20 protein-coding genes are annotated in these 20,405 nt (G+C 73.7%); 7 read left to right on the top strand and 13 right to left on the bottom strand.

Annotated features, from left to right (window positions below; genetic code table 11):
• Position 1: 1 nt before the first annotated feature.
• Both ACZ6ZI_RS33070 and ACZ6ZI_RS33065 read right to left on the bottom strand, forming a co-directional pair.
• Entirely contained in the window at positions 2 to 1,486 is a 1,485-nt protein-coding gene (locus tag ACZ6ZI_RS33070; RefSeq protein ID WP_469527131.1) for an aldehyde dehydrogenase family protein, read from the bottom strand.
• A gap of 187 nt (positions 1,487 to 1,673) precedes the next feature.
• Entirely contained in the window at positions 1,674 to 2,732 is a 1,059-nt protein-coding gene (locus tag ACZ6ZI_RS33065) for a hypothetical protein (RefSeq protein WP_469527128.1), read from the bottom strand.
• A 268-nt stretch (positions 2,733 to 3,000) separates the two neighbouring features.
• Between ACZ6ZI_RS33065 and ACZ6ZI_RS33060 the strand changes: the two genes are divergently transcribed.
• A complete protein-coding gene (locus ACZ6ZI_RS33060; protein ID WP_469527126.1) occupies positions 3,001 to 6,231 on the top strand; it encodes a bifunctional cytochrome P450/NADPH--P450 reductase in 3,231 nt (1,076 codons plus the stop codon).
• Between the two features lie 91 nt (positions 6,232 to 6,322).
• Here the strand turns inward: ACZ6ZI_RS33060 and ACZ6ZI_RS33055 are convergent, their stop codons facing one another.
• Complete coding sequence (locus tag ACZ6ZI_RS33055) at positions 6,323 to 6,946, bottom strand: TetR/AcrR family transcriptional regulator (protein WP_469527123.1); 624 nt, start codon at positions 6,944 to 6,946, stop codon at positions 6,323 to 6,325.
• 365 nt (positions 6,947 to 7,311) lie between these two features.
• Here ACZ6ZI_RS33055 and ACZ6ZI_RS33050 point away from each other — a divergent pair, with 365 nt between their 5' ends.
• The 3 genes from ACZ6ZI_RS33050 to ACZ6ZI_RS33040 all read left to right on the top strand — a co-directional run bounded on the left by ACZ6ZI_RS33050 (position 7,312) and on the right by ACZ6ZI_RS33040 (position 10,711).
• Positions 7,312 to 8,544, top strand: a complete 1,233-nt coding sequence (locus ACZ6ZI_RS33050) for a glycosyltransferase (RefSeq protein ID WP_469527121.1) — start codon at positions 7,312 to 7,314, stop codon at positions 8,542 to 8,544.
• Positions 8,545 to 8,622: 78 nt separating this feature from the next.
• Entirely contained in the window at positions 8,623 to 10,128 is a 1,506-nt protein-coding gene (locus tag ACZ6ZI_RS33045; RefSeq protein ID WP_469527119.1) for a multicopper oxidase family protein, read from the top strand.
• A 76-nt stretch (positions 10,129 to 10,204) separates the two neighbouring features.
• The gene (locus ACZ6ZI_RS33040; RefSeq protein WP_469527116.1) at positions 10,205 to 10,711 is read left to right on the top strand and encodes a DinB family protein; all 507 of its coding nucleotides are present in this window, start codon (positions 10,205 to 10,207) and stop codon (positions 10,709 to 10,711) included.
• 47 nt (positions 10,712 to 10,758) lie between these two features.
• Here ACZ6ZI_RS33040 and ACZ6ZI_RS33035 read toward each other — a convergent pair whose 3' ends face one another.
• The 5 genes from ACZ6ZI_RS33035 to ACZ6ZI_RS33015 all read right to left on the bottom strand — a co-directional run bounded on the left by ACZ6ZI_RS33035 (position 10,759) and on the right by ACZ6ZI_RS33015 (position 15,244).
• Entirely contained in the window at positions 10,759 to 11,364 is a 606-nt protein-coding gene (locus tag ACZ6ZI_RS33035; protein WP_469527113.1) for an SMI1/KNR4 family protein, read from the bottom strand.
• Positions 11,361 to 13,040 carry a flavin-containing monooxygenase gene (locus ACZ6ZI_RS33030; RefSeq protein WP_469527111.1) on the bottom strand — a complete coding sequence of 560 codons (1,680 nt, stop codon included), beginning with the start codon at positions 13,038 to 13,040 and terminating at the stop codon, positions 11,361 to 11,363. The genes ACZ6ZI_RS33035 and ACZ6ZI_RS33030 overlap by 4 nt, the downstream gene beginning before the upstream one ends.
• Before the next feature lie 74 nt (positions 13,041 to 13,114).
• A complete protein-coding gene (locus tag ACZ6ZI_RS33025) occupies positions 13,115 to 13,678 on the bottom strand; it encodes a glycine-rich domain-containing protein (protein ID WP_469527109.1) in 564 nt (187 codons plus the stop codon).
• Positions 13,679 to 13,722: 44 nt separating this feature from the next.
• Complete coding sequence (locus ACZ6ZI_RS33020; protein WP_469527106.1) at positions 13,723 to 15,006, bottom strand: hypothetical protein; 1,284 nt, start codon at positions 15,004 to 15,006, stop codon at positions 13,723 to 13,725.
• Between the two features lie 85 nt (positions 15,007 to 15,091).
• Positions 15,092 to 15,244, bottom strand: a complete 153-nt coding sequence (locus ACZ6ZI_RS33015) for a hypothetical protein (protein ID WP_363058300.1) — start codon at positions 15,242 to 15,244, stop codon at positions 15,092 to 15,094.
• 327 nt (positions 15,245 to 15,571) lie between these two features.
• On the opposite strand from ACZ6ZI_RS33015, the gene ACZ6ZI_RS33010 reads away from it, so the two are divergent.
• Positions 15,572 to 15,856, top strand: coding sequence for an antibiotic biosynthesis monooxygenase (locus ACZ6ZI_RS33010; RefSeq protein WP_469527104.1), 285 nt, complete (start codon positions 15,572 to 15,574; stop codon positions 15,854 to 15,856).
• Between the two features lie 22 nt (positions 15,857 to 15,878).
• On the opposite strand, the gene ACZ6ZI_RS33005 is transcribed toward ACZ6ZI_RS33010, so the two are convergent.
• Together ACZ6ZI_RS33005 and ACZ6ZI_RS33000 are read right to left on the bottom strand one after the other, a co-directional pair.
• Positions 15,879 to 16,976, bottom strand: a complete 1,098-nt coding sequence (locus ACZ6ZI_RS33005; protein WP_469527103.1) for a carboxylate-amine ligase — start codon at positions 16,974 to 16,976, stop codon at positions 15,879 to 15,881.
• A 92-nt stretch (positions 16,977 to 17,068) separates the two neighbouring features.
• Positions 17,069 to 17,308, bottom strand: a complete 240-nt coding sequence (locus ACZ6ZI_RS33000; RefSeq protein ID WP_469527101.1) for a DUF6480 family protein — start codon at positions 17,306 to 17,308, stop codon at positions 17,069 to 17,071.
• Between the two features lie 223 nt (positions 17,309 to 17,531).
• Here ACZ6ZI_RS33000 and ACZ6ZI_RS32995 point away from each other — a divergent pair, with 223 nt between their 5' ends.
• The gene (locus tag ACZ6ZI_RS32995; RefSeq protein ID WP_469527099.1) at positions 17,532 to 17,807 is read left to right on the top strand and encodes an isoamylase early set domain-containing protein; all 276 of its coding nucleotides are present in this window, start codon (positions 17,532 to 17,534) and stop codon (positions 17,805 to 17,807) included.
• Between the two features lie 28 nt (positions 17,808 to 17,835).
• On the opposite strand, the gene ACZ6ZI_RS32990 is transcribed toward ACZ6ZI_RS32995, so the two are convergent.
• From ACZ6ZI_RS32990 to ACZ6ZI_RS32980, 3 genes are all read right to left on the bottom strand, one after another.
• Positions 17,836 to 18,936, bottom strand: coding sequence for a YihY/virulence factor BrkB family protein (locus ACZ6ZI_RS32990; RefSeq protein WP_469527098.1), 1,101 nt, complete (start codon positions 18,934 to 18,936; stop codon positions 17,836 to 17,838).
• Positions 18,933 to 19,199, bottom strand: a complete 267-nt coding sequence (locus ACZ6ZI_RS32985; RefSeq protein ID WP_469527096.1) for a DUF5133 domain-containing protein — start codon at positions 19,197 to 19,199, stop codon at positions 18,933 to 18,935. Before ACZ6ZI_RS32985 ends, ACZ6ZI_RS32990 begins: the two co-directional genes overlap by 4 nt.
• 194 nt (positions 19,200 to 19,393) lie before the next feature.
• Positions 19,394 to 19,717 carry a hypothetical protein gene (locus tag ACZ6ZI_RS32980; protein WP_469527094.1) on the bottom strand — a complete coding sequence of 108 codons (324 nt, stop codon included), beginning with the start codon at positions 19,715 to 19,717 and terminating at the stop codon, positions 19,394 to 19,396.
• 220 nt (positions 19,718 to 19,937) lie between these two features.
• Here ACZ6ZI_RS32980 and ACZ6ZI_RS32975 point away from each other — a divergent pair, with 220 nt between their 5' ends.
• Complete coding sequence (locus ACZ6ZI_RS32975) at positions 19,938 to 20,390, top strand: hypothetical protein (RefSeq protein ID WP_469527091.1); 453 nt, start codon at positions 19,938 to 19,940, stop codon at positions 20,388 to 20,390.
• Positions 20,391 to 20,405 lie beyond the last annotated feature (15 nt).

Here is a 20,405-nt window from a genome sequence, read left to right as displayed (position 1 = left end):
GTCAGCCCGCGAACCAGCGCACGGGGCGCGGGGCGAGGTTCTGGTACACGTGCTTGGACTCGCGGTACTCGGCCAGGCCCGACGGGCCCAGCTCGCGTCCGGTGCCGGACTTGCCGAAGCCGCCCCACTCCGCCTGCGGCAGGTAGGGGTGGAAGTCGTTGATCCAGACGGTGCCGTGGCGCAGCCGGCCCGCCACGCGGCGACCGCGCCCCGGGTCGGAGGTCCACACCGCGCCGGCGAGCCCGTACTCGGTGTCGTTGGCGAGCGCGACGGCCTCGGCCTCGGTGCGGAAGGTCTCGACGGTCAGGACCGGTCCGAAGACCTCCTCCCGTACGACGCGCATGCCGCGGTGGCAGCGGTCCAGGACGGTCGGGCGGTGGAAGAAGCCGGGGCCGTCCGGCCGTGCGCCGCCGGCGCGGAGCACGGCTCCCTCGGCGAGGGCGGAGGCCACGTACCGTTCGGTGCGCTCGCGCTGGGCGGCGGACACCATCGGGCCGCACTCGACGCCGGGGTCGGTGCCGCGGCCGAGGCGGATCCGGTCGGCGCGGCGGGCGAGTTCGGCGACGAACCGCTCGGCGACGCCTTCCTCGACGATGAGGCGGGAGCCGGCGGAACAGACCTGGCCGCTGTGCATGAAGGCCGCGTTGAGGGCCTGGTCGACGGCGGTGTCGAAGCCCTCCTCGTCGGCGCAGGCGTCGGCGAAGACGATGTTAGGGTTCTTCCCGCCGAGTTCGAGGGCGACCTTCTTGACGGAGTCGGCCGCCGCGCGCATCACCTTCGTGCCGCTGACGAGGCCTCCGGTGAAGGAGACGAGGTCCACGTCGGGGTGTTCGGCGAGGCGGGCGCCGACGGGGTCGCCGGGGCCGGTGACCAGGTTCGCCACGCCGGCGGGCAGTCCGGCCTCGGCCAGCAGCTCGACGAGGGCCACCGTGGACAGCGGGGTGAGTTCGCTCGGCTTGAGCACGAAGGTGTTGCCCGCGGCCAGGGCCGGCGCGATCTTCCAGGAGGCCTGGAGGAGCGGGTAGTTCCACGGGGTGATCAGGGCGCAGACCCCGACGGGCTCGTGGACGACGACGCTGTGCACGTCGGGGGTGCCGGCGTCGATGACGCGGCCGGCGCTCTCGCCGGCGACGAGGTCGGCGAAGTAGCGGAAGGCGTCGGCGACGCAGTCGACGTCGACGCGGCCCTCTTCGAGGGTCTTGCCGGCGTCGCGGCTCTCCAGCAGTCCGAGGCGTTCGCGGTCGCGCAGCAGGAGGTCGGCGGTCCGGCGCAGCAGTGCGGCCCGCTCCAGGACGGGGGTCCGGGGCCACTGGCCGCCGTCGAAGGCGGCGCGGGCGGCGCCGACGGCGGCGTCGGTGTCGGCGACGTGACCCTCGGCGACGAGCGCCAGGACCGTGGCGTCCGCGGGGTCGAGGACCTCTCGGGTGGCCCCTGACACCGCCGAACGCCAGGTTCCGGCGATGTGGATGGTCTTCTGCTCGGACACGACGCGCTGTACCTCCGGTGCGGGCGCCGCGGCCGACCCGCGGCGGTGTGGTGCCCGCTTGCCCGGAGGTCCGGAAGCCATGCCCCGATCGTCACTCGAAGTGACCGGTGTCACTCTGCGCGTCGGTGCGTGCGGCGGGTTCCGGGGCGTCCCGGAGCCCGCCGTACGCGGCCCGTCCCGGTGGCCGTCAGCCGGTCGGGAGGCCGAGTCCGTAGTAGGTGACGTGGTAGCCGTCCACGTACGAGGCCTCGCCGCCGATGATCAGGTCGGTCGGTTCGGCGACCCCGGCGGCCTTCGCCGTCGCCACGAGCATCTCCGCGAGGGCCCGGCCCTTCGGCTCGCCGGGGCCGCCCGCGTCCACGCGCCACACCGGATCGTCGTCGTCGAAGATCGACGCGGTCCCCGGGTGTTCTGCGACCGTGCCCCAGCCGAGGGCGGCGGCGTCCACCTCGTCCCGGGCGAAGCAGGCGATGGCCAGGCGGTCGCCGCACACCACGTCGAAGAGGAGCGGTGCGCTGCGGCCGTCACGGCCGTAGAGCGGCATGGCGATCCTGATGCCGAGGGCGGTGGTCTCGGTGGGCAGCGCGTCCAGGAAGTCCGCCAGCGACCGGGTGAGCGTCTCCCAGCTGCGGGCGGTCCAGCCGCCGGGGAAGCCGAGGCCGGCGTTGGCCGCGTCCCGGTTGCTCCCGAAGAAGCCGCCGATCGAGTGCTCCTCGCCGACCCCCTGGCGCCAGAACCAGTCCTCGGCCGGGTCGGTGGGCTGGAGGACCAGCTCCGGTCCCGTCCTGCCGGCGCGCAGTTCCAGGGTGTCGGGCGTGCCGCGCCAGCGGACGAAGGGCGTGCCCCAGGGCTGTCCGCTGTCGAAGAAGGGGCCGAGGTCCCCGTGCGAGCCGATGACGGACGGCCTGCCCAGTGCCTCGGTCACCTCCTCGCGGGCGGCGCGGAAGGCCGCGGCCTGCGCGGCGGCGTCCGGTGCGACGAGCGCCACCGGCACCGCGAGTTCCACGTACGACTCTCCGTCGACGTGGCGTTCCTCGTAGGTGCCGACCGGGCGCAGACGGGCATCGCCCGCGGGCCGGCCGGTGATCAGGACGGGACGGTCCGGTGTCCCCCGCCAGGCCCAACCGAGCGCGGCCGCGAGGGCCTTGACGCCCTCGGGCGACCAGCCGCCGCTGTCGGCCGCGAGGAGCCGGCGGGCGAGGTCGGCGGTGGACTGCTGCGTGGTGCTTCCCCGTTGTTCGTTCATCGGGTCATCGTGCCCCACCGCGGAGGTCGCGGTTCCGCTGGGGTGGAGGTCAACACCGCGCGGGAGTCGGGCCACTGGGACCGGTGGGATCGGCCGGGGGCGGCGGGACCGGTGAGACCGGTCAAACCGGCCGGGAGCGAGACGTCCGGGATCGCGGATTGGTTCATTCGGTCGATCGTGTCATTCAACACAATCACTAGACATTGTCGGGTGACAAAGTCACTTGTACCTTGAAAGGGACCGAAGGAAGCGGAACGAAAGGCACGCCATGACCCAGCCGTCCGTCCTCACCCGGCCGATCCCCGAGCGCTCGTCCCTGCCCCTGTTCGGCCACGCCCTCTCGCTCCCGAAGGGATTCGACGCGACCCTGCACCTCATGAAGGAGGTCAAGGAGCTCGGTCCGCTCTACCGGCTGCGCGTCTTCGGGTCCGAGGTCGTGATCGTGGGCGGCCTGGACCTGGTGGCGGAGCTGTCGGACGAGTCCCGCTTCCGCAAAAACGTGCACGCCGACCTCGTGGAGATCCGCCGGTTCGCCGGGGACGGCCTGTTCACCGCCTTCTCCCACGAGGAGAACTGGCGCAAGGCGCACGACATCCTCATGCCGGCGTTCTCGCTGGGCGCCATGCGCGACTACCACCCGACGATGCTCGGGGTCGCGCGGTCGCTGATCGGCAAGTGGGACCGGGCCGCCGGCCGGGAGGGCGTGGACGTCGCGGAGGACATGACGCGCCTGACCTTCGACACCATCGGGCTGTGCGGTTTCGGCTACGACTTCGAGTCCTTCCGGCGCGACGAGGCGCACCCGTTCGTCGAGGCCATGGGCCGGGCCCTCGCGTTCACCCAGGACACGACCGAGTCCCTGCCGGGCACGGACTGGCTCAGGCCCGGGCGCACGGAGCGGTTCGGCCGGGACGTCGCGGTGATGACCGACCTCGTCGACGAGGTCATCCGGCAGCGCAGGCTCTCCGGCGACACCCGCACCGACGACCTCCTGGGCCGGATGCTGCACACCCCCGACGCCCGCACGGGCCTGCCGCTGGACGACGTGAACATCCGCAACCAGGTCATCACCTTCCTCATCGCCGGGCACGAGACGACCAGCGGCGCCCTGTCCTTCGCGCTCTACCACCTGACCAAGCACCCGGAGGTACTCGCGCGGGCCCAGGCCGAGGTCGACGCGCTGTGGGGGGACGAGGAGAGCCCGGACCCCGGGTACGGGGACGTCGGCAGGCTCACCTACATCCGCCAGGTGCTCAACGAGAGCCTCCGCCTGTGGCCGACCGCGCCGGCCTACGCGGTGGAGCCGCTGGAGGACACCGTCATCGGAGGCCGGTACGCCGTCCGCAAGGGCGAGACGCTGATGATCCTGACCCCCGCCCTGCACCGCGACCCCGCCTGGGGCGAGAACGTCGAGCTGTTCGACCCCGAGCGCTTCACCCCGGAAGCGGAAGACCGGCGCCCGGTCCACCTCTTCAAGCCGTTCGGGAGCGGCGAACGAGCCTGCATAGGCCGCCAGTTCGCCCTCCACGAGGCCACGCTCCTGCTCGGCCTCCTGGTGCACCGCTACCGGTTCGTCGACCACACCGACTACCGGCTGACGATCAAGCAGACGCTCACCCTCAAGCCCGACGCCTTCTCCCTCACACCGGTCCGGCGCACCACCGGGGAACGCCGCCGACCCCCCGTCGCGGCGGTCGGGACACCGGCCGGGCTCCACGGACAGGCCGGGCAGGAGGCGCTCGTGGCGCGGCGGGCCCCCGGCACCACCCTGACCGTGCTGCACGGGTCCAACCTCGGGACGTCCGCCGGTATCGCCCGCGACCTGGCCGCGGAGGGCGCCGACCGGGGCTTCGCCCCGACCGTGGCCTCCCTCGACGACCTCGCCGGCCGGCTGGACCCCGCAGGCGGTCCGCTGGTGATCGTGGCCGCCTCCTACAACGGACGGCCCACCGACGACGCCGCCGCGTTCGTCGCGTGGCTGGAGGGCCTGGAGCCCGGCTCGCTCACCGGCCTCCCGTACGCCGTCCTCGGCGTCGGCGACCGCAACTGGGCCGCCACCTACCAGCGGATCCCCACCCTCCTCGACGAGCGCCTCGCGGCGGCCGGCGCCGTGCCCCTGCTCGAACGCGGCGCCGCCGACGCCTCCGGCGACTTCGCCGGCGCCGTCGACCGCTGGACGGCGGACCTGTGGACCACCCTGCTCGCACGGTACGGCGAGGACTCGGTCGCCGCGTCCCCGGCGCCCGTCGAGCCCGACGCGGACCAGGCGCTGTACGCGCTGGAGGACGCCCCCGCATCGGTGCGCGACGGCCTCGCCGCGCGGCACGGCGTCCGGCCGATGGAGGTCCTCGAAGCGTACGAACTCGTCGACACCGCGCACGAACTCGGCCGCTCCAAGCGCTTCCTGCGGCTGCGGCTGCCCGAGGGCGTCACCTACCGCACGGGCGACCACCTGGCCGTCCTGCCGCGCAATCCCGAGGCCCTGGTCCGCCGGGTCGCCGACCGGTTCGGCCTCGACCTCGACCGCACCGTCCGCCTGCGGGCCCTGCGCCACAGCCGCGGCGCCCTGCCCGTCGACCGGCCGCTGACCCTGCGCCGCCTCCTCACCGACTTCGTGGAACTGCAGGACGCCGCCACCCCCGAGCAGGTGGCCGTACTCGCCGGGCACACCGCCTGCCCGCCCGAGAAGCGGCCCCTGGACGCCCTCGCCGCCGCCGACCCCGAGGACTTCCGCGAGCGGGTGACCTCACGGGGCCTCGGCGTGCTGGACCTGCTGGAGCGCCACCGCGCCTGCGAGCTGCCGTTCGAGCGTTTCCTGGAGATGCTGCCGGTGCTGCGCCCCCGCCACTACTCCATCTCCTCCTCCGCGAGCGCCCGACCCGGGGAGGTGGACCTGATGGTGTCCCTCCTGTCCGCCCCGCACCGCGCGGGCGAGGGCACCTTCCGCGGCATCGCCTCGGACCACCTGGGGCGCGCCCAGGCCGGTGACGTGGTCCAGGCCCGCGTCCTGCCGTGCGGCGAGGCCTTCCGCCTGCCCGAGGACCCGTCCGCACCGGTGATCCTGGTCAGCGCGGGCACCGGTCTCGCGCCCTTCCGCGGCGCGGTCCTCGACCGCCTGCACGCCGGCTCGACCGGGACCCTGTTGTGCTACTTCGGCTGCGACCACCCCGAGGTCGACTACCTGCACCGCCGGGAGTTCGAGGCGGCCGAGGAGGCCGGGGCCGTCAGCATGCGCCCGACCTTCATGCACGCCCCCGCCGACGGGGTCCGCTTCGTCCAGGACCGCATCCTGCGGGAGGCCGAGGAGGTCTGGGCGGCCCTGGAGGCGGGCGGCGGCGTCCGCGTCTGCGGTGACGGCCGGCGGATGGCGCCCGCGGTGCGGGAGGCGTTCACGGCGATCCACCGCGAGCGGACGGGCGCGGGCGAGGAGGCGGCGGCCGCCTGGCTCGCCGGCCTGATCGAGTCCGGCCGCTACGTCGAGGACGTGTGGGCCGGCTGAGTCCCCGATCTCGCGTCGGGTCACGACGGCGGCCACGGGTGCGCGGGCACCCGTGGCCGCTTCGGCGTGCGCTTCGGCGCGCGCGGGGTCGTCAGTCGATCGGGCTGGCCGTCAGGTCCAGCCGGCCGCCGGCGAGCGCCACCGTCGCGGCGACCAGCACCCTGAGGTCGACGCGCTCGGTCGCCTCCTCCGGGGCGTACAGGCGCTGCATCGTCAGGCCGTCGAAGCCGTTCAGGAAGAAGCGGGCGACCAGGTCCGCGGGCTGGGCGAGGACGTATCCCGTGCGGGCGGCCGTCTCGGTCATGATGCGTTCGGTGATCTCGTTGACCTGCCGGTGGTGCGACCTGCGTGCCTCGTCGAGGGCGGGCGTGCGCACCGCGAGCAGGGTCAGCTCCGTGAGCAACCGGTAGCCGGCCGACTCCTCCTCGACCGTGCGCCACAGGGCGCCGGCCAGCGCGGCGATCGTCTCCTCGAAGCCCGCGCCCTGCGGCGCGGCCCGCTCGACCTGCGCGATCAGGTCCCCGGTGAGCTGCTCCATGACCGCCCGGTACAGGTCCTCCTTCGTACCGAAGGTGTAGTGGACCGTCGCCTGGGCGACGCCGAGTTCCGAGGCGATGGCGCGCGTGCTGCCCGCGGCGACCCCCTCCCGCGTCATGAGGGCGATGGCCGCATTGATCAGCTGGGGGCGGCGCTCGGCCGCGGAAACGTGAGCCATTCGGCCACTATACCGACTTGGTCGGTGGACCAAGTCGGTGAAACAGCACGTGGGAGCGGGCGGAGCCGGGGCCGACCCACGCCTCGTCGCGGGGGGTGCCGGCGCCGCGCGTCCGCGAGCACCTCGTCGAGCGGGATCGACCCGTCGGGCCCCGGCCGCGCCTCCCGCGTCCCGCCCGACGACAGGGCCGCGGCGGAGGCCGGACGCCGGCCCGTCGGCGCGACGCGGGCTCGGCGTCGGGCCGGACACCACGTCAACCGCCCGTGCACGGGAGCCGTTTCGGAGGGTTTCGGCCGGCCCCGCGCGAGGCCCCGTGGCCCGGACGGTCGCCGGCCGCCAGACTGGGCGACGTGAGGATTGCCGTCATGACAGCGGGATCGCGCGGGGACGTCGCCCCGTACACGGGCCTGGGCGCCGGCCTGGCCCGGGCCGGACACGAGGTCACCCTGGTGACCCACGAGGCCTTCGCACCGCTCCTGGTCGGGTCGGGGGTGCGTTTCGCGAGCCTTCCCGGCGACCCGAAGGCCGAGTTGCACTCGACGCGCGGTCGCGGGCTGCACCGCAGCCGCAGCGGGAGCGCGAAGCTGCTGAGGGCCGTCGCCCTGGCGCGGCGCATCGCGCCCGAGATGACGGACCCGCTGGTCCGCGCGGCACGCGACGCGGACGTCGTACTGGCCTCCGGCAGCATCGCGCCCCTGGCCTGCGTCATCGCCGAGGGCCTCGGCCGGCCCAGCATGGGGTTGTTCCTGCAACCCCTGCACGCGACCCGCGCCTTCCCGCCCCCGATGCTCGGCACCCGCTCGCTGGGCCCGCTGGGCAACCGGCTCGGCGGGCACGCCGTCGGCGCGGCCGTCGACCGCGTCTTCACCGGCGCCGCGCGCACCCTGGCCTCCGAGCACCGACTCGCCCCCGTCCGCCTGCCCTTCGCCCGACGCGCCCGCGAGCGGCGGGGCTGGCCCGTGTGGCACGGCTTCAGCGAGCTCGTGGTGCCGCGCCCCCACGACTGGCGGCCGGGGCTGCGGATCTCCGGGTACTGGTGGCCCCACGACGGGGTCGACCGGCTCCCGTCGGAGCTGGAGGACTTCCTCGCCGCCGGTCCGGCCCCGGTCTACGTGGGCCTCGGGAGCGCCACGACGCCCGATCCGCGGCGGGTCAGCGACCACGTCGTCGCCGCCCTGCGCGCCGCCGGCCTGCGCGGGGTGATCCAGCGGGGGTGGGCGGGGCTCTCCGCCGACGGCGACGACATGATCACCGTCGGCGACGTCCCGCACTCCGCGCTCTTCCCCCGCATGGCGGCCGTCGTCCACCACGCCGGCGCCGGCACGACGGGGGCGACCCTGCGCGCGGGCGTGCCCTGCGTGCCCGTACCGGTGCAGTTCGACGCCCGCTTCTGGGCGTCCCGCCTCGTGGCGCTGGGCACCGCCCCCGGCGCGCTCCCCCTGCCCCGGCTCGACGCGGACACCCTCGCCCCCCTGCTCCGACGGGCCGTCACCGACGCCTCCCACCGCGAGCGCGCCCGGCACCTCGCCCGACGGCTGGCCGAGGAGGACGGCGTCGCCCCCATCGCCGCCGCGCTCGAACGCCTGGACCACCCCTGAGCGCGCGGGCCGGACCGGCCCGCCGCCCGACCGGCACGCCCTCGCGAGCGCACCCGGGGCTCGCTGTACGGTGGGGCGATGCGATATGGGTTGAAACGTCGGGATTTCCTCCTCGTCGCGGCCATGGCGGCGGTGACCGGCTGCGATGCCGCCGGGAACCGGCCCGCGCATCGTTCGACAGCCTCCCCGAAGGCCTCCGGCTCCCCCGCCCGGCTGTCGATCCCACCCCTGTTGGAACCCACAGCGGACGCCGACGGGGTCAAGGTGTTCCGGTTGACGATGCGCAAGGGGCGGACGGAGTTCCTGGCCGGTCGTCCCGCGCCGACGTGGGGGTTCAACGGCGCATACCTCGGCCCGACGTTGCGCGCCTCGCGCGGGGACAGGGTCAGAGTGGAGGTCGTCAACGGGATCGGCGAGGACACCACCGTCCACTGGCACGGGCTGAGGGTGCCCGCGGAGATGGACGGCGGCCCGCACCGGATCATCGGGCCCGGAGCCACCTGGAGTCCGCACTGGACGGTGGACCAACCCGCCGCGACCGCCTGGTACCACCCGCACCCGCACGGGTTCACGGCCCAGCACGTGTACCGCGGCCTGGCGGGGATGTTCCTGCTGGACGACCCCGAGGCCCGGGCGTCGGGGCTGCCGAAGGACTACGGGGTCGACGACTTCCCGCTCATCGTCCAGGACAAGGTCATCAACGCCGACGGCACCCTGTCGGAGGAGCGGCTCGACGAGGGACGGTTCTTCCTCGGCGACACGGCCCTCGTCAACGGCACCCGCAACCCCACCCTGGAGGTGGGCACGACCCGGGTGCGGCTGCGGCTCCTCAACGCCTCCAACGCCCGCCTGTTCCACATCGGCTTCGCCGACGGGCGCACGTTCCACGTGGTCGGCGGTGACGTCGGCCTGCTGCCGGCGCCGGTCCCGGTCACCCGCGTGTCCCTCAGCCCGGCCGAGCGGGCCGAGGTCGTCGTCGCCTTCAGCCCCGGCGAGAGCGTCGTACTGCGCGGCTTCGGCGGCGTCGACGAGATCGACCGCGGCGACTTCGACCTCCTCACCCTCACCGCCGCGCGGGAACTCGCCCCCTCACCCGCGCTGCCGGACCGACTGCCCTCGACGCCGCCCATCGAGGTCCCCGCCGACGCGCGGGTGCGCCGCTTCGCGTTGGACGGGACCGACGAGATCAACGGCCTCGACTTCGCGATGGACCGCGTCGACGAGGTCGTACCGGCCGGCGCGCGCGAGATCTGGGAGGTCACGGCCTCGCACTACGCGCACAACTTCCACATCCACGAGGTCGCGTTCCGGGTCCTGGACATCGACGGCCGACAGCCCCCCGCCTGGTACCAGTCGCACAAGGACACCGTCTTCCTGCCGGCGAAGTCCACCGCCCGCCTCGCCGTGGAGTTCGGCCGCTTCACGGATCCGACGTCGCCCTACATGTACCACTGCCACATCCTGCGCCACGAGGACAAGGGGATGATGGGCCAGTTCGTCATCGTCGAGCCCGGCACGGAGTCGACGGTCCCGCGCACCCTCCCGACCGCAGCGGCCCACGCCCACGCCGACTCCGACGGGTGATCTCCGCCCGGGGCCGGCGGCGTCCGGCCCTCGAAACGGGGTGGTCCGGGCGACCGGTCCTTGCCATGATCGCCCGATGACCGATGACCAGCGCACACACCCCTCCACGGTGGCCGACGACCGCACGTCGCTCACCTCGTTCCTCGACTACCAGCGCGAGACCCTGGCCATGAAGTGCGCGGGGCTGACCGGCGAGCAGCTGAAACGCAGGGCCGTCCCGACCACGGCACTGACCCTCCTCGGTCTGGTCCGCCACGCGGCCTCGGTCGAGCGGGGGTGGTTCCGCGCCACCGTGAACGGCGAGGACGTCGGGCCCCTTTGGCCCGGCCTCGTCGACGGGACGTACGCCGAGTTCGACGTCGAGGACGCCGACGTGGACGAGGCCTTCGCGGCCTGGCGCGAGGAGTGCGCCCGCGCCCGCGTCGTCACCGCCTCCTTCGCCTCCCTCGACGACACCGTCGAGTTCCGCGGCGAGACGATCTCGCTGCGCTACGTCCTCACGCACATGATCGAGGAGTACGCGCGGCACAACGGCCACGCCGACCTGCTGCGCGAGGCCCTCGACGGAACCGTCGGCGAGTAGCCGGGGCGCGCCCGGCACGCCCCTCCGCGGGCCGGCCCCGCCTCTCCTCACTCCCAGCGCAACCGCCCCGCGTCGTCCACGGCGGGGGCGTGGCCGTCGAGGGGCCGGCCCGCTTCGAGGGAACCGGCGATCCCCTCCAGCAGCAGCGGAAGGGAGGTCCAGGCCTCGTGCGCGACGCGCCGGACGCCCTCCACGGGCTCGACCCGGTGGACCCGGCCCCGGTCGATCCCGCGGCGGTGGTCCAGCACGAGGCTTCCCCCGCCGACCTCCCGGCCGAGGGGGATCAACCCCGGGTGCCCGTACAGGACGAAGCTGGATCCGATCGTCAGGAGGTCGTCCTCCGCCCGCGCTTCCTCCTCCTTCGACAGGTGCCGGTCGAAGTAGGGCGACATGTGCCGCCAGTCCTGCGCGATCTCGCGGGCGCCGCGCGGCACGTAGGAGCCCGGGAACAGTTCGGACCGGCCGTCGAGGACACCGTCGTGCCGCAGCAGCGACGCGACCAGGGGTCTCGGCAGCGGCCCGCCGACGACGCGTTCGACCGCGGCGACGTCCACCGGATCGGCGGGCGGCGCGAGGGCCGCGCGGGTGGCTGGCGCGTGCTCGGCCAGCCAGTTCTCGATGCGTGTCCAGGAGTCGTTCACCGCTGCGGTCATGGAACGGGATCCTGCCGGCCGCCACCGACATCCCCCGGCGGGGGCCCGGCCGGTCCGGACAGGGTGAACCCGCTGTAGCCGGCCTTCGCGACGGTGTCGCACTCCCGCCGGTAGCGGTCCAGGCCGCCCGCGTAGGCCAGGAACACCCGTGGTTTCCCGGGCACGTTGGCCCCGTTGTACCAGGAGGCGACGTCCCGGTAGAGCGTCCCGTCGGCGACGGAGGCGACGTGTTCTCCCCAGGCCTGCTCGGCGTCCGCGGTGGCGTCGATCTCGGTGTGGGCGTGGTCGCGCATGTGGGCGATGCAGTCGGTGATCCACTCCACGTGCTGCTCGATGGCGACCACCGCGTTGCTCAGCACGGAAGGGCTGAGCGGGCCGAGCACGGTGAACAGGTTGGGGAAACCGGCCGTCAGCAGACCCAGGTGGTTGCGCGGGCCGTCCGCCCACCGGTCCCGGAGGGTGGTGCCCCCCTTGCCCACGATGTCGACGGCGATCTGCGAGCCGGTCATCGCGTCGAAGCCGGTGGCGTGGACGATGACGTCGACGGCGTGCTCGCGGCCGGAGGTCCTGACGCCGCGCGGTGTGATCTCCCGGATCGGGTCCCGCGCGAGGTCCACGACGTCGACGTGCGGCCGGTTGTAGGTGGCGTAGTAGTCGGTGTCCAGGCACGGGCGTTTGGTGCCGTACGGGAATCCGCGCGGGGTGAGCGTCGCCGCCGTCTCCGGGTCGGTGACGATCGCCCGGATCTTGGAGCGGACGAAGTCGGCGACCGTCTCGTTGGCGCGCGGGTCGACGAGGATGTCCGTGTACGTCCGCAGCAGTCCGCTGAGCAGCCCCGATTCCCAGCCCTGTTCGTAGGCCTCGTGGCGCTCGGCCTCCGTCGCCGCCAGGGCGGACCCGGTGGGCGGGTCGAAGACCGTGCCTCCCCTGGAGGCGCGTTGGGCCGTGCGGAACCGCGGGTAGTCGGCCTTGAGGGCGGCGAGTTCCGCCGCCGACAGGGGGCGGTTGTGGGCGGGCAGCGCGTACACGGCGGTGCGCTGGAAGACCGTGAGGGACGCCGCCCGTTCGGCGAGCAGCGGGATGGCCTGGACGGCGGAGCAGCCCGTGCCGATCACGGCGACGCGCCGGCCGGTGAGGTCCACGTCCTCGTGCGGCCAGTCGGCGGTGTGCAGGGAGCGGCCCCCGAAGGTGGCGGCACCCGGGATGTCCGGTTCCTTGACGGCCGACATGCAGCCGGTGGCGAGGACGAGGAACCGGGTCCGCACCCTCTCCCCCGTGTCGGTGGTGACCTCCCAGGTGTGTGCGACCTCGTCGTACACCGCGCGGTCGACCCGGGTCCGCAGGCTGATGTGCTCGCGCAGCGCGAAGCGGTCGGCGACGTGCCGCAGGTAGCGCAGGAGCTCGGGCTGTGTCGCGTAGCGCTCGCTCCACTCCCATTCCTGGTCCAGTTCCGGGGAGAAGGAGTAGGAGTAGGAGGTGCTCTCGATGTCGCAGCGCGCGCCCGGGTAGCGGTTGCGGAACCAGGTGCCGCCGATGTCGTCGCAGGCCTCGAAGACCCGAGCGTTCAGGCCCAGTTCGCGCAGGCGGTGGAGCTGGTAGAGGCCGGAGAAGCCCGCCCCGACCACGACCGCGTCGAGCGGTGTGGCGGCGGAGGGGGGCCGGTGGGGGCGGGGCATGCCGTGCTCCTGGTGGCTTCGGGGCGTGCGCGGGGTCCGTGCCGTGTCGGGTGCTTCGTCCCGGACGTGTCGTCTCAGGCGGGTCGTCCGGGGGCGGGCGCCGAGGGGGTGAGGGCGGAGATCTCCGGCAGGCTCATCCCCATCTGCTCGTTGAGGAAGCGGACGATGGTCCAGTGCGGCAGGGCGGCCTCGTCGAAGGGGCCGAAGGCCGCGGTGTAGAGGGGGATCCAGCGCAGGGCCTCCTCGACGGACCTCTCGCGGCCGCGGCCGGCGCCGCTCCCGTCCCCGTCCCCGTCCCCGTCCTGGTAGTCGCCGTAGGCGATGCTGCGGTGGTGGATGAAGCGCCGGCCGGGCAGGCGCTCCTCGCACAGTTCCCGGTACTCGCGGGTCTGGAGGATGAGGAAGTGCCAGATCTCGTCGATCTCCTGCTCCACGGGCAGGAACAGGCCGGCGAGCCGGTCGGGGTGGCGGGAGACCAGGTAGAGGTAGCGCAGGCATTCGCGTACCTGGTGCTCGACGTGGTCGCGTTCGTACGGGGTCTTGGCGGTGAAGTACCCGACGGTCTCCTCGTACAGGGCCGTGCCGAGCAGGTCGACGGCGGTGGTGGCGTGGGGTGCTTGTGCTGCGGAGGCGCTCATGGGCTGGTTCCTGTCCGGGCCGGAGGGGCGGTGGGCGGGGGCCGTCAGCCGGCGCTCCGGAGCCAGGCGTACTTGCCGGAGCGGCCGATCGGCAGGTGGGTGCGGTGGGCGGGCGCGCAGGGACGGCCCGTGAGGTCCTGGACGGCGGCGGCGAGCCGGGCCGTGCGGGCCGGGTCGAGCGGGACGTCGTCGAACGTCACGTACGCGAGGGTGGTGGCGCCCCCGTCGGGGCCCCCGTCGGCGGCCTCGTTGCCGGCTCCGTCGCCGGCCTCGGTGCCGGGCGGCGGCGTCGGGCCGAGGCGGTACAGGAACACCCGCTCGCTGATCGCCGCGATGCGGGCGTCGAGGTCGGCCTGGGCGACGGGACCGTACGGGGTGTCCAGGAGTTCCTTCTCCCGGCCGCAGAAGGCGGTGATCCGCCCGGGGTCGGTGGTGCCGTCGGAGGTGCGCACGCAGTCCCCGGAGCGGTAGCGGACCAGGGGCATGAAGGGGTTGCGCAGGCTGGTGACGATGAGGCTGTGGATGCCGCTGCCCGGGGCGACCGGGATGAGTTCGACGCTCATGTCCTCCAGGTGGGGCCGGTAGCGGCCGGTGTGCGGGTCGCTGGAGTAGAGGTAGCCCAGTTCGGTGCTGCCGAAGAGGTCCACGACAGGGCAGTCGAAGCGGTCGCGCAGGAGGGCGCGGACGTTGAGCGGGGTGTACTCGTAGGCGTGGACGATGCTTTGGGGCCGGGGGAACTCGTCCCACAGGTTCCAGGCGTCGACCTTCCGGACCAGGTGGGCGAGGTGGTAGCCCGAGCAGTCCAGGTGGTAGGTGCGGGTGGGGTGGGCGTCGGCCACCGCGCGGATCTCGGCGAGCATCGCCCGTACCTCGATCGGGGTCCAGTCGGCCGGGTCGAGGGTCCGGTTGAGGTAGAGCGTGCGGTCGTCCAGCCAGCGCTCCCCGGCCGTGGCCCCCGGTTTCGCGGCGTTGACCCGGGCGACGTGCTCGGTGGCGAGCACGGTGGTCAGGGAGATGCGCTTGCCGTGCGCCTCCCAGGTGGCGCGCAGGTCGGGGTGTTCGCTCCACAGCCGGTAGTAGGAGCGGAGCAGGAAGTAGGGCGGCCGGATCAGCTGCATCCGGGCGTGGTTGGTGCCGGTCGACAGGACGAACTCGGCCTCTCCGGAGGCGAGGGCCTCGGCCAGGTGGGGGGTCATCCAGTTGTCGGGGAAACCACGGGCGATCTCGGGCTTCTCCAGGATCGGGAAGTCGCCTCGGGCGACGCTCTCGCGGTAGAGCGGGATGTCGCGCACCCGGTCCACGACGTGGGGGCTGGGCAACGGGCTCATCGGGGCCTCCGTGGGTCGCGGGGCGGGCGGGGGCGACCGCCGCCGTGCGCGGACGGCGACGGTCCCCCGTGCGGGTGGGGGTGGATCAGGAGATGCAGCCGGTCTTGCCGGCGACGCTGATACAACCCTCCTTCGGGGTGGCGCTGATGCAGCCGTCCTTGGCGCCCTGCGCCGAGTTCGCGGCGACCCACTTGGCCCAGACGGCGTCCTGGGTCATGTGCTCGATGAGCCGGTCCATGGTGGTCCTCCTCGCATGCCGGGGATCTGGAACGCGGGCGCCGAGATCCCCCCTCGGCAGCCCGCCCACCGAAGGTAAAGAGTCGTTCAATCGCATGTCAACGAAGGGTCAAATCGATTGGCGTGAAGTGATCGCGTTGATCATTCGGAATCGCCGTTCACAGCGCTCCCGACGGCCTGACGAAAGTCTCGAATTCGGTGTGTCGGGCGAGGTCCGCTCGACCGGGGACGAACGCGCGAGGGGAGGGAACCCCGGCGGGGCCGGCGGGCCCTGGTGGGGCAGACACGGCGGCCGTCCGTGTGACAGGCTGAGGGCGTGATCGTCAGGGTGAGTGAGGCACGTGTCCGTCCCGAACGGTTCGAGGAGTTCCACGAGTTGATCGTCGCCGCGGTGCGCAAATTCCCCGATCTGCACCCCGGGCTGGTCGACCACGAGGTGCTGATCGCACCGCCCGACTCGCTCGTGTACGTCAGCCGTTGGCGCGGCGAGGAGGACCTCGTCGGCTACGCCGGCGAGCACTGGCGGGAGCGGCCCGTGGTACTGCCGGGCGAGGAGGAGTACCTCCTCGGGCCCTTGGTGGTCCGCCACTTCACGCGCGCGCCGTTGGCCTGACCGCCTTCGGCCGGAAGGCGGATCAGGCGGTGGGGGCGATGCCGGTCATCAGGTCGATCAGCGCCGGCAGCCCGCCGTCCTTCATGGCGCGACGCTGACGGTCCGCGGGGGTCCCCTCCCTCAGCAGGCGGTGCACGAGGGCGTCCACCTCCCGGAGGTCGCCGGCCTCCTCCAGGGCCGGCGTGATGTGGTGGACGAGGGCGCCCAGCACGTCGCCGCTGCTGCGGCGCCGGCCGGCCGGGTCGATGAGCTCGCCGTTCAGGCCGTGACGGGCCGCGTGCCAGTTCGCGGCCCGCGCCATCTCGGGCGGGCACGCGGCGGCCGGCGACGTACCGGCCTCCTCCTCGGCGAGCGCGGTGGCCACGAGGGCCCGGACGACTCCGGCGAACATCACGGCGTCGTCGGCCCGGAGCTGCACGTCCGGGCAACGCACCTCGATCGTCGGGTAGCGGTCGGACAGGCGTGCCTGCCAGTAGACCTGTCCCCTGTCGACGATCACCCCGGAGGCCACCAGCGCCTCCACGCGCCGCTCGTAGTCCGCGTACCCCGCGAAATGCGGCGGCGGACCGCTGACGGGCCACCGCCCGAAGACGATCGTGCGCCAACTGGCGAACCCGGTGTCCCGACCGTCCCACAGGGGCGAGTTCGCCGACATGGCCAGCAGGGTGGGCAGCCACGCCCGGATCCGGTTGAGCACCGCGACTCCGCTCTCCGGATCGGGTATCCCGACGTGGACGTGCATCCCGCAGATCAGTTGCTCGTCCACCAGCTGCCGGGCCTCGCCCTCCATCCTCAGGTAGCGGGGCGTACGGGTGACGGGCACGGGCAGCGTCCCGCGCACGGGCGCCGCACCCGTCGCCGCGATCCGGCAGCCGTTGGCATCGGCCGCCGAGGCCAGCGCGTGACGCAGCCTGAGCAGGTGCCCGCCGACCTCGTCGAGGTCGCCGCACACGGGAGTGGCCACCTCGATCTGCGCCTGGAGCAGCTCGTCCTGAATCTCCCCCTGCTCCGCCACGGGTCCCAGACCGGCGGTGCGGCGTACGTCCTCCACCCGGGGGGTCGGCTCGGCGGTGACCGGGTCGACCAGGAGGTACTCCTCTTCGACCCCGCAGGTGATCACGCCCCCACGGCCATCCGCACCCGTGGTCGCGTCCACACCCGTACCCGTACCCGTGCTCGTGCTCGTGCTCGTCTTGATCACCCCGACCGGGCTCAGAGGTCCAGCATGACGGCGTAGGCGAGGAAGAAGAGCGCGCAGGCGAAGGCCACCAGGCAGATCAGCACGAGGGGGCCCATGCCCCAGCCGCGCGAGAGGGGGCGGTACGGGCCCGCGCCGGAACCGGTGCTCGACTCGCCGGGCGGGGTCTCGCCCGGCGGTACGCCGCCGTACGGCCGGGTCGCCGTGCGACGCGGGTCCGGGGCCGGGTTCGGGGCCGGAACGTGTGCGGACATGTCTGCCTCCTCACCACGCGGGTCGGTGCCCGCCTGTCGGCGGGTCGGCCCAGGGCTGTCCGGCGCCTACCCGCCGCCCGGCCACCCACTCCTCGCGGCGCGGCGCGGTCGGCGGGGCCACCCGGGTGACCCGCGCCCATCCCACGGCCCCGTGCCGTCGCACGGCGGCACGGCGGTACGAGGATGGGCGGGTCGTTTCCCCCTCCCCGGCTGGAGTCTTTCCGTGCTCGAACGCAAGCAGCTCAAGGGCCGTACGCGGATCACGTTCGTCCTCCCCGCGGAATCCCCGCACGGGCCCGTCAGCGTCGTCGGGGACTTCAACCACTGGAACCCGGCCGCCCACCCGCTGGAGCCGCGCGGGGACGGCACCCGTGCCGCGACCATCGCCCTGCCCGCCCACAGCGCGTTCTCCTTCCGCTACCTCGGGGCCGGCGACCACTGGTTCGACGACGAGCACGCCGACGGCCACGACGGCGCCAACGGCCGCGTCCACACCTGACGCCGCCCGGGGCCCGCGGGGGCGGGACTCACCCGGCCACGGCCCCGCCGGCGCCGGCCGCCCCCGTCCCGGGGTCGACGGCGGACCCCTCCATGCGGCGCTGGTCCTCCTCGCTCCAGGCCCGGGTGTCACGCGGCCGGACGTAGGGTTCCGCGTCCGCGGGCATCCCCGCGGCGATGGCCCGCTGTCGGCTCAGTTCCGCGTCGAATTCCAGGCCCAGGAGGATCGCCAGGTTCGTGATCCACAACCAGACGAGGAAGACGATCACGCCCGCGAGGGTGCCGTACGTCTTGTTGTAGGAGCCGAAGTTCGCGGCGTAGAAGGCGAATCCGGCGGAGGCGATCATCCAGATCAGCAGGGCCAGCAGGCTGCCCGGTGTCACCCAGGAGAAGCCCCGGCCCTTGGCGTTCGGCGCGGCCCAGTACAACAGCGCGATCATGATCGTGACGAGGAGGACCAGGACGGGCCATTTCGCGACGGACCACACCGTCAGCGCGGTGTCGCCCATCCCCAGGACGGCGCCGGCCCGGCGTGCCAGCGCTCCGCTGAAGACCACGATCAGCGCGCCGCCGCAGGCGAGGAGCATCAGCGCGAGGGTGAGCGCCAGGCGCAGCGGCAGCACCTTCCACAGGGGGCGGCCCTCGGGGACGTCGTAGACGGCGTTCGAGGCGCGGATGAACGCGCCGATGTAGCCCGAGGCGGACCACACCGCGACGACCAACGCCACGGCCGCCACGACGGATCCGACGCCCGCGTTGCCCTGGAGCTGCTCCACCGCGCCGGTGACCACGTCCCGGGTGGCGCCGGGCGTCAGGCCGCGCAGTTCGTCCAGAAGGCGTCGCACGGTCGATTCCCCCGTGACGCCCAGCAGCGAGACCAGCACCAGCAGGGCGGGGAAGATCGCCAGCACGCCGTAGTACGTCAGTGCCGCGGCGCGATCGGCCAGTTCGTCGTCGCCGACCTCCTTCAGGGTGCCGAGCAGCACCTCCTTCCAGGACCGTGCGGGCAGTTCGGTGGGGCGCCGCGGTGCTCGTTCCCCGATCCCCTCGTCGGGGCCCGTCGCGGCCTGTCGGTCGCCGGCCCCCCGCTCGGGTTCGCCGCCGTGGCCTGGATGCGCAGTCTGCTTCATGCCCTGCGGTTGTCCACGACCGCGCGACTCATGTCCCGGGGCTCGATGACGGAATCGTCGAAGGTGTCGGCGCCGGGAAGACGATGGCGTGCGGCGATCAGGGCCGCGTGGACGTCCGTGGTGCCCGTCGCGACGCACAGGGCCCGGGCGACGTCCGCCATCTCGGCCCGTACGGGCGAGGCGCCGTCACCTTCCGCCAGGACGGCCAGGGCCCAGTAGCGATCGACGAGACCGGGCAGCACCGCCGGGTGAGCCATCAGCATGGACGAGTCCTCTCCTCAGTGATCATTCCCTGGATGGCCGTGCGGGTACCCGGTCGCCCGCCGTCCAATCGGTCGCGGGAACGCCTGATCGGAAAGATCCTCCGGTTCTCCCTCGCGCCCGGGGCCGAGACGTACCGGTCGGCGGGGCGACGGGGCCCCGGCGGGGGCACGCGGGTGTCGTGCGGCGGGCGCTCTCAGACACGGCCGCCGGTGAGTCGGGAGAGGGGACCGCGGCGGCGCAGTCCGGCGCGCCGGCCGAGGGCGTACGCGGCGGTGACGACGGCCGCGGTGACGGTCACCGCCCCGGCCGTGACGGCCTTGCGGGCCCCGATCGCGCTCCACATCCAGCCGGTCTTCCCGACGGAGCCCCGGACGGCCTCGGTCGCGGCGGCGGTCTTCTCCGCGAACGGGGCCGGCAGGGCGGCCAGTACCCCGACCGGTCCGCACGTCGTCTCCGCCGCGGTGCTCGTGCCCTCGCCTGCGGCGCGGGCGTTGCTGAACTTCTCCGATTCGCTCATGTCCCGCGTGTGACCGCGAGGACGTCCCGCAAACCCGCATCGGGGCCGCCGACCGGGTCCGGGAGGGGATCTTGGGTCCGGCGACCAGTCGCCGTCGGCGGTCGTGTGGACCACCGCGGTTCCGGCCGTTCGGGGTGGACGGGGCCGGCGGGGCGGCCGGCGCCGTTCGGGGTGGACGGGGCCGGCGGGGCGGCCGGCGCGGTGGGGTAACGTCCGGCCCATGACGGACGAAGGCGGGACGCGGGCGGCGTCCGAGGCGGAGCGCAAGGCCGCCGCGGGGGTGCGACTGGTGGAGGACCTGGTCGCCCGGGTGCCCTGGTTCGAGGAGACGTACGAGTGGCACGTCGACAACGAACACGAGGTGCTCGACCACCTGTTCTTCTGGGAGGTGGTCAAGGAGACGGTGTCTTCGTACCTGGGAGAGGGCGAGGCGGACGGCCCCGACTGGCGGCGGGTCCTCGACTTCCTGGAGGAGGAGACCCGGCGCCGCGTGCCCGGCGCGATCGAGGTGATCGTGACGTCCTTCATCTACATCCTCCCCTACGAGGGGCAGCCCGGGTACGGGATCGAGGCGCACCTCGGGCCCGAGATGATGCGGACGTACCGGGCCCTGCGCCCCTGGTACGGGGCCGACGCGCCCGGCGACACGGACCCGCCGGAACCCGCCGCGTAACCCCGGGCGGGGTGC

Source organism: Streptomyces sp. NPDC103540 (genome assembly GCF_055584445.1).
The sequence above is the reverse complement of the archived record's forward strand: the minus strand, read 5'-3'. Positions and strand labels throughout refer to the sequence as shown.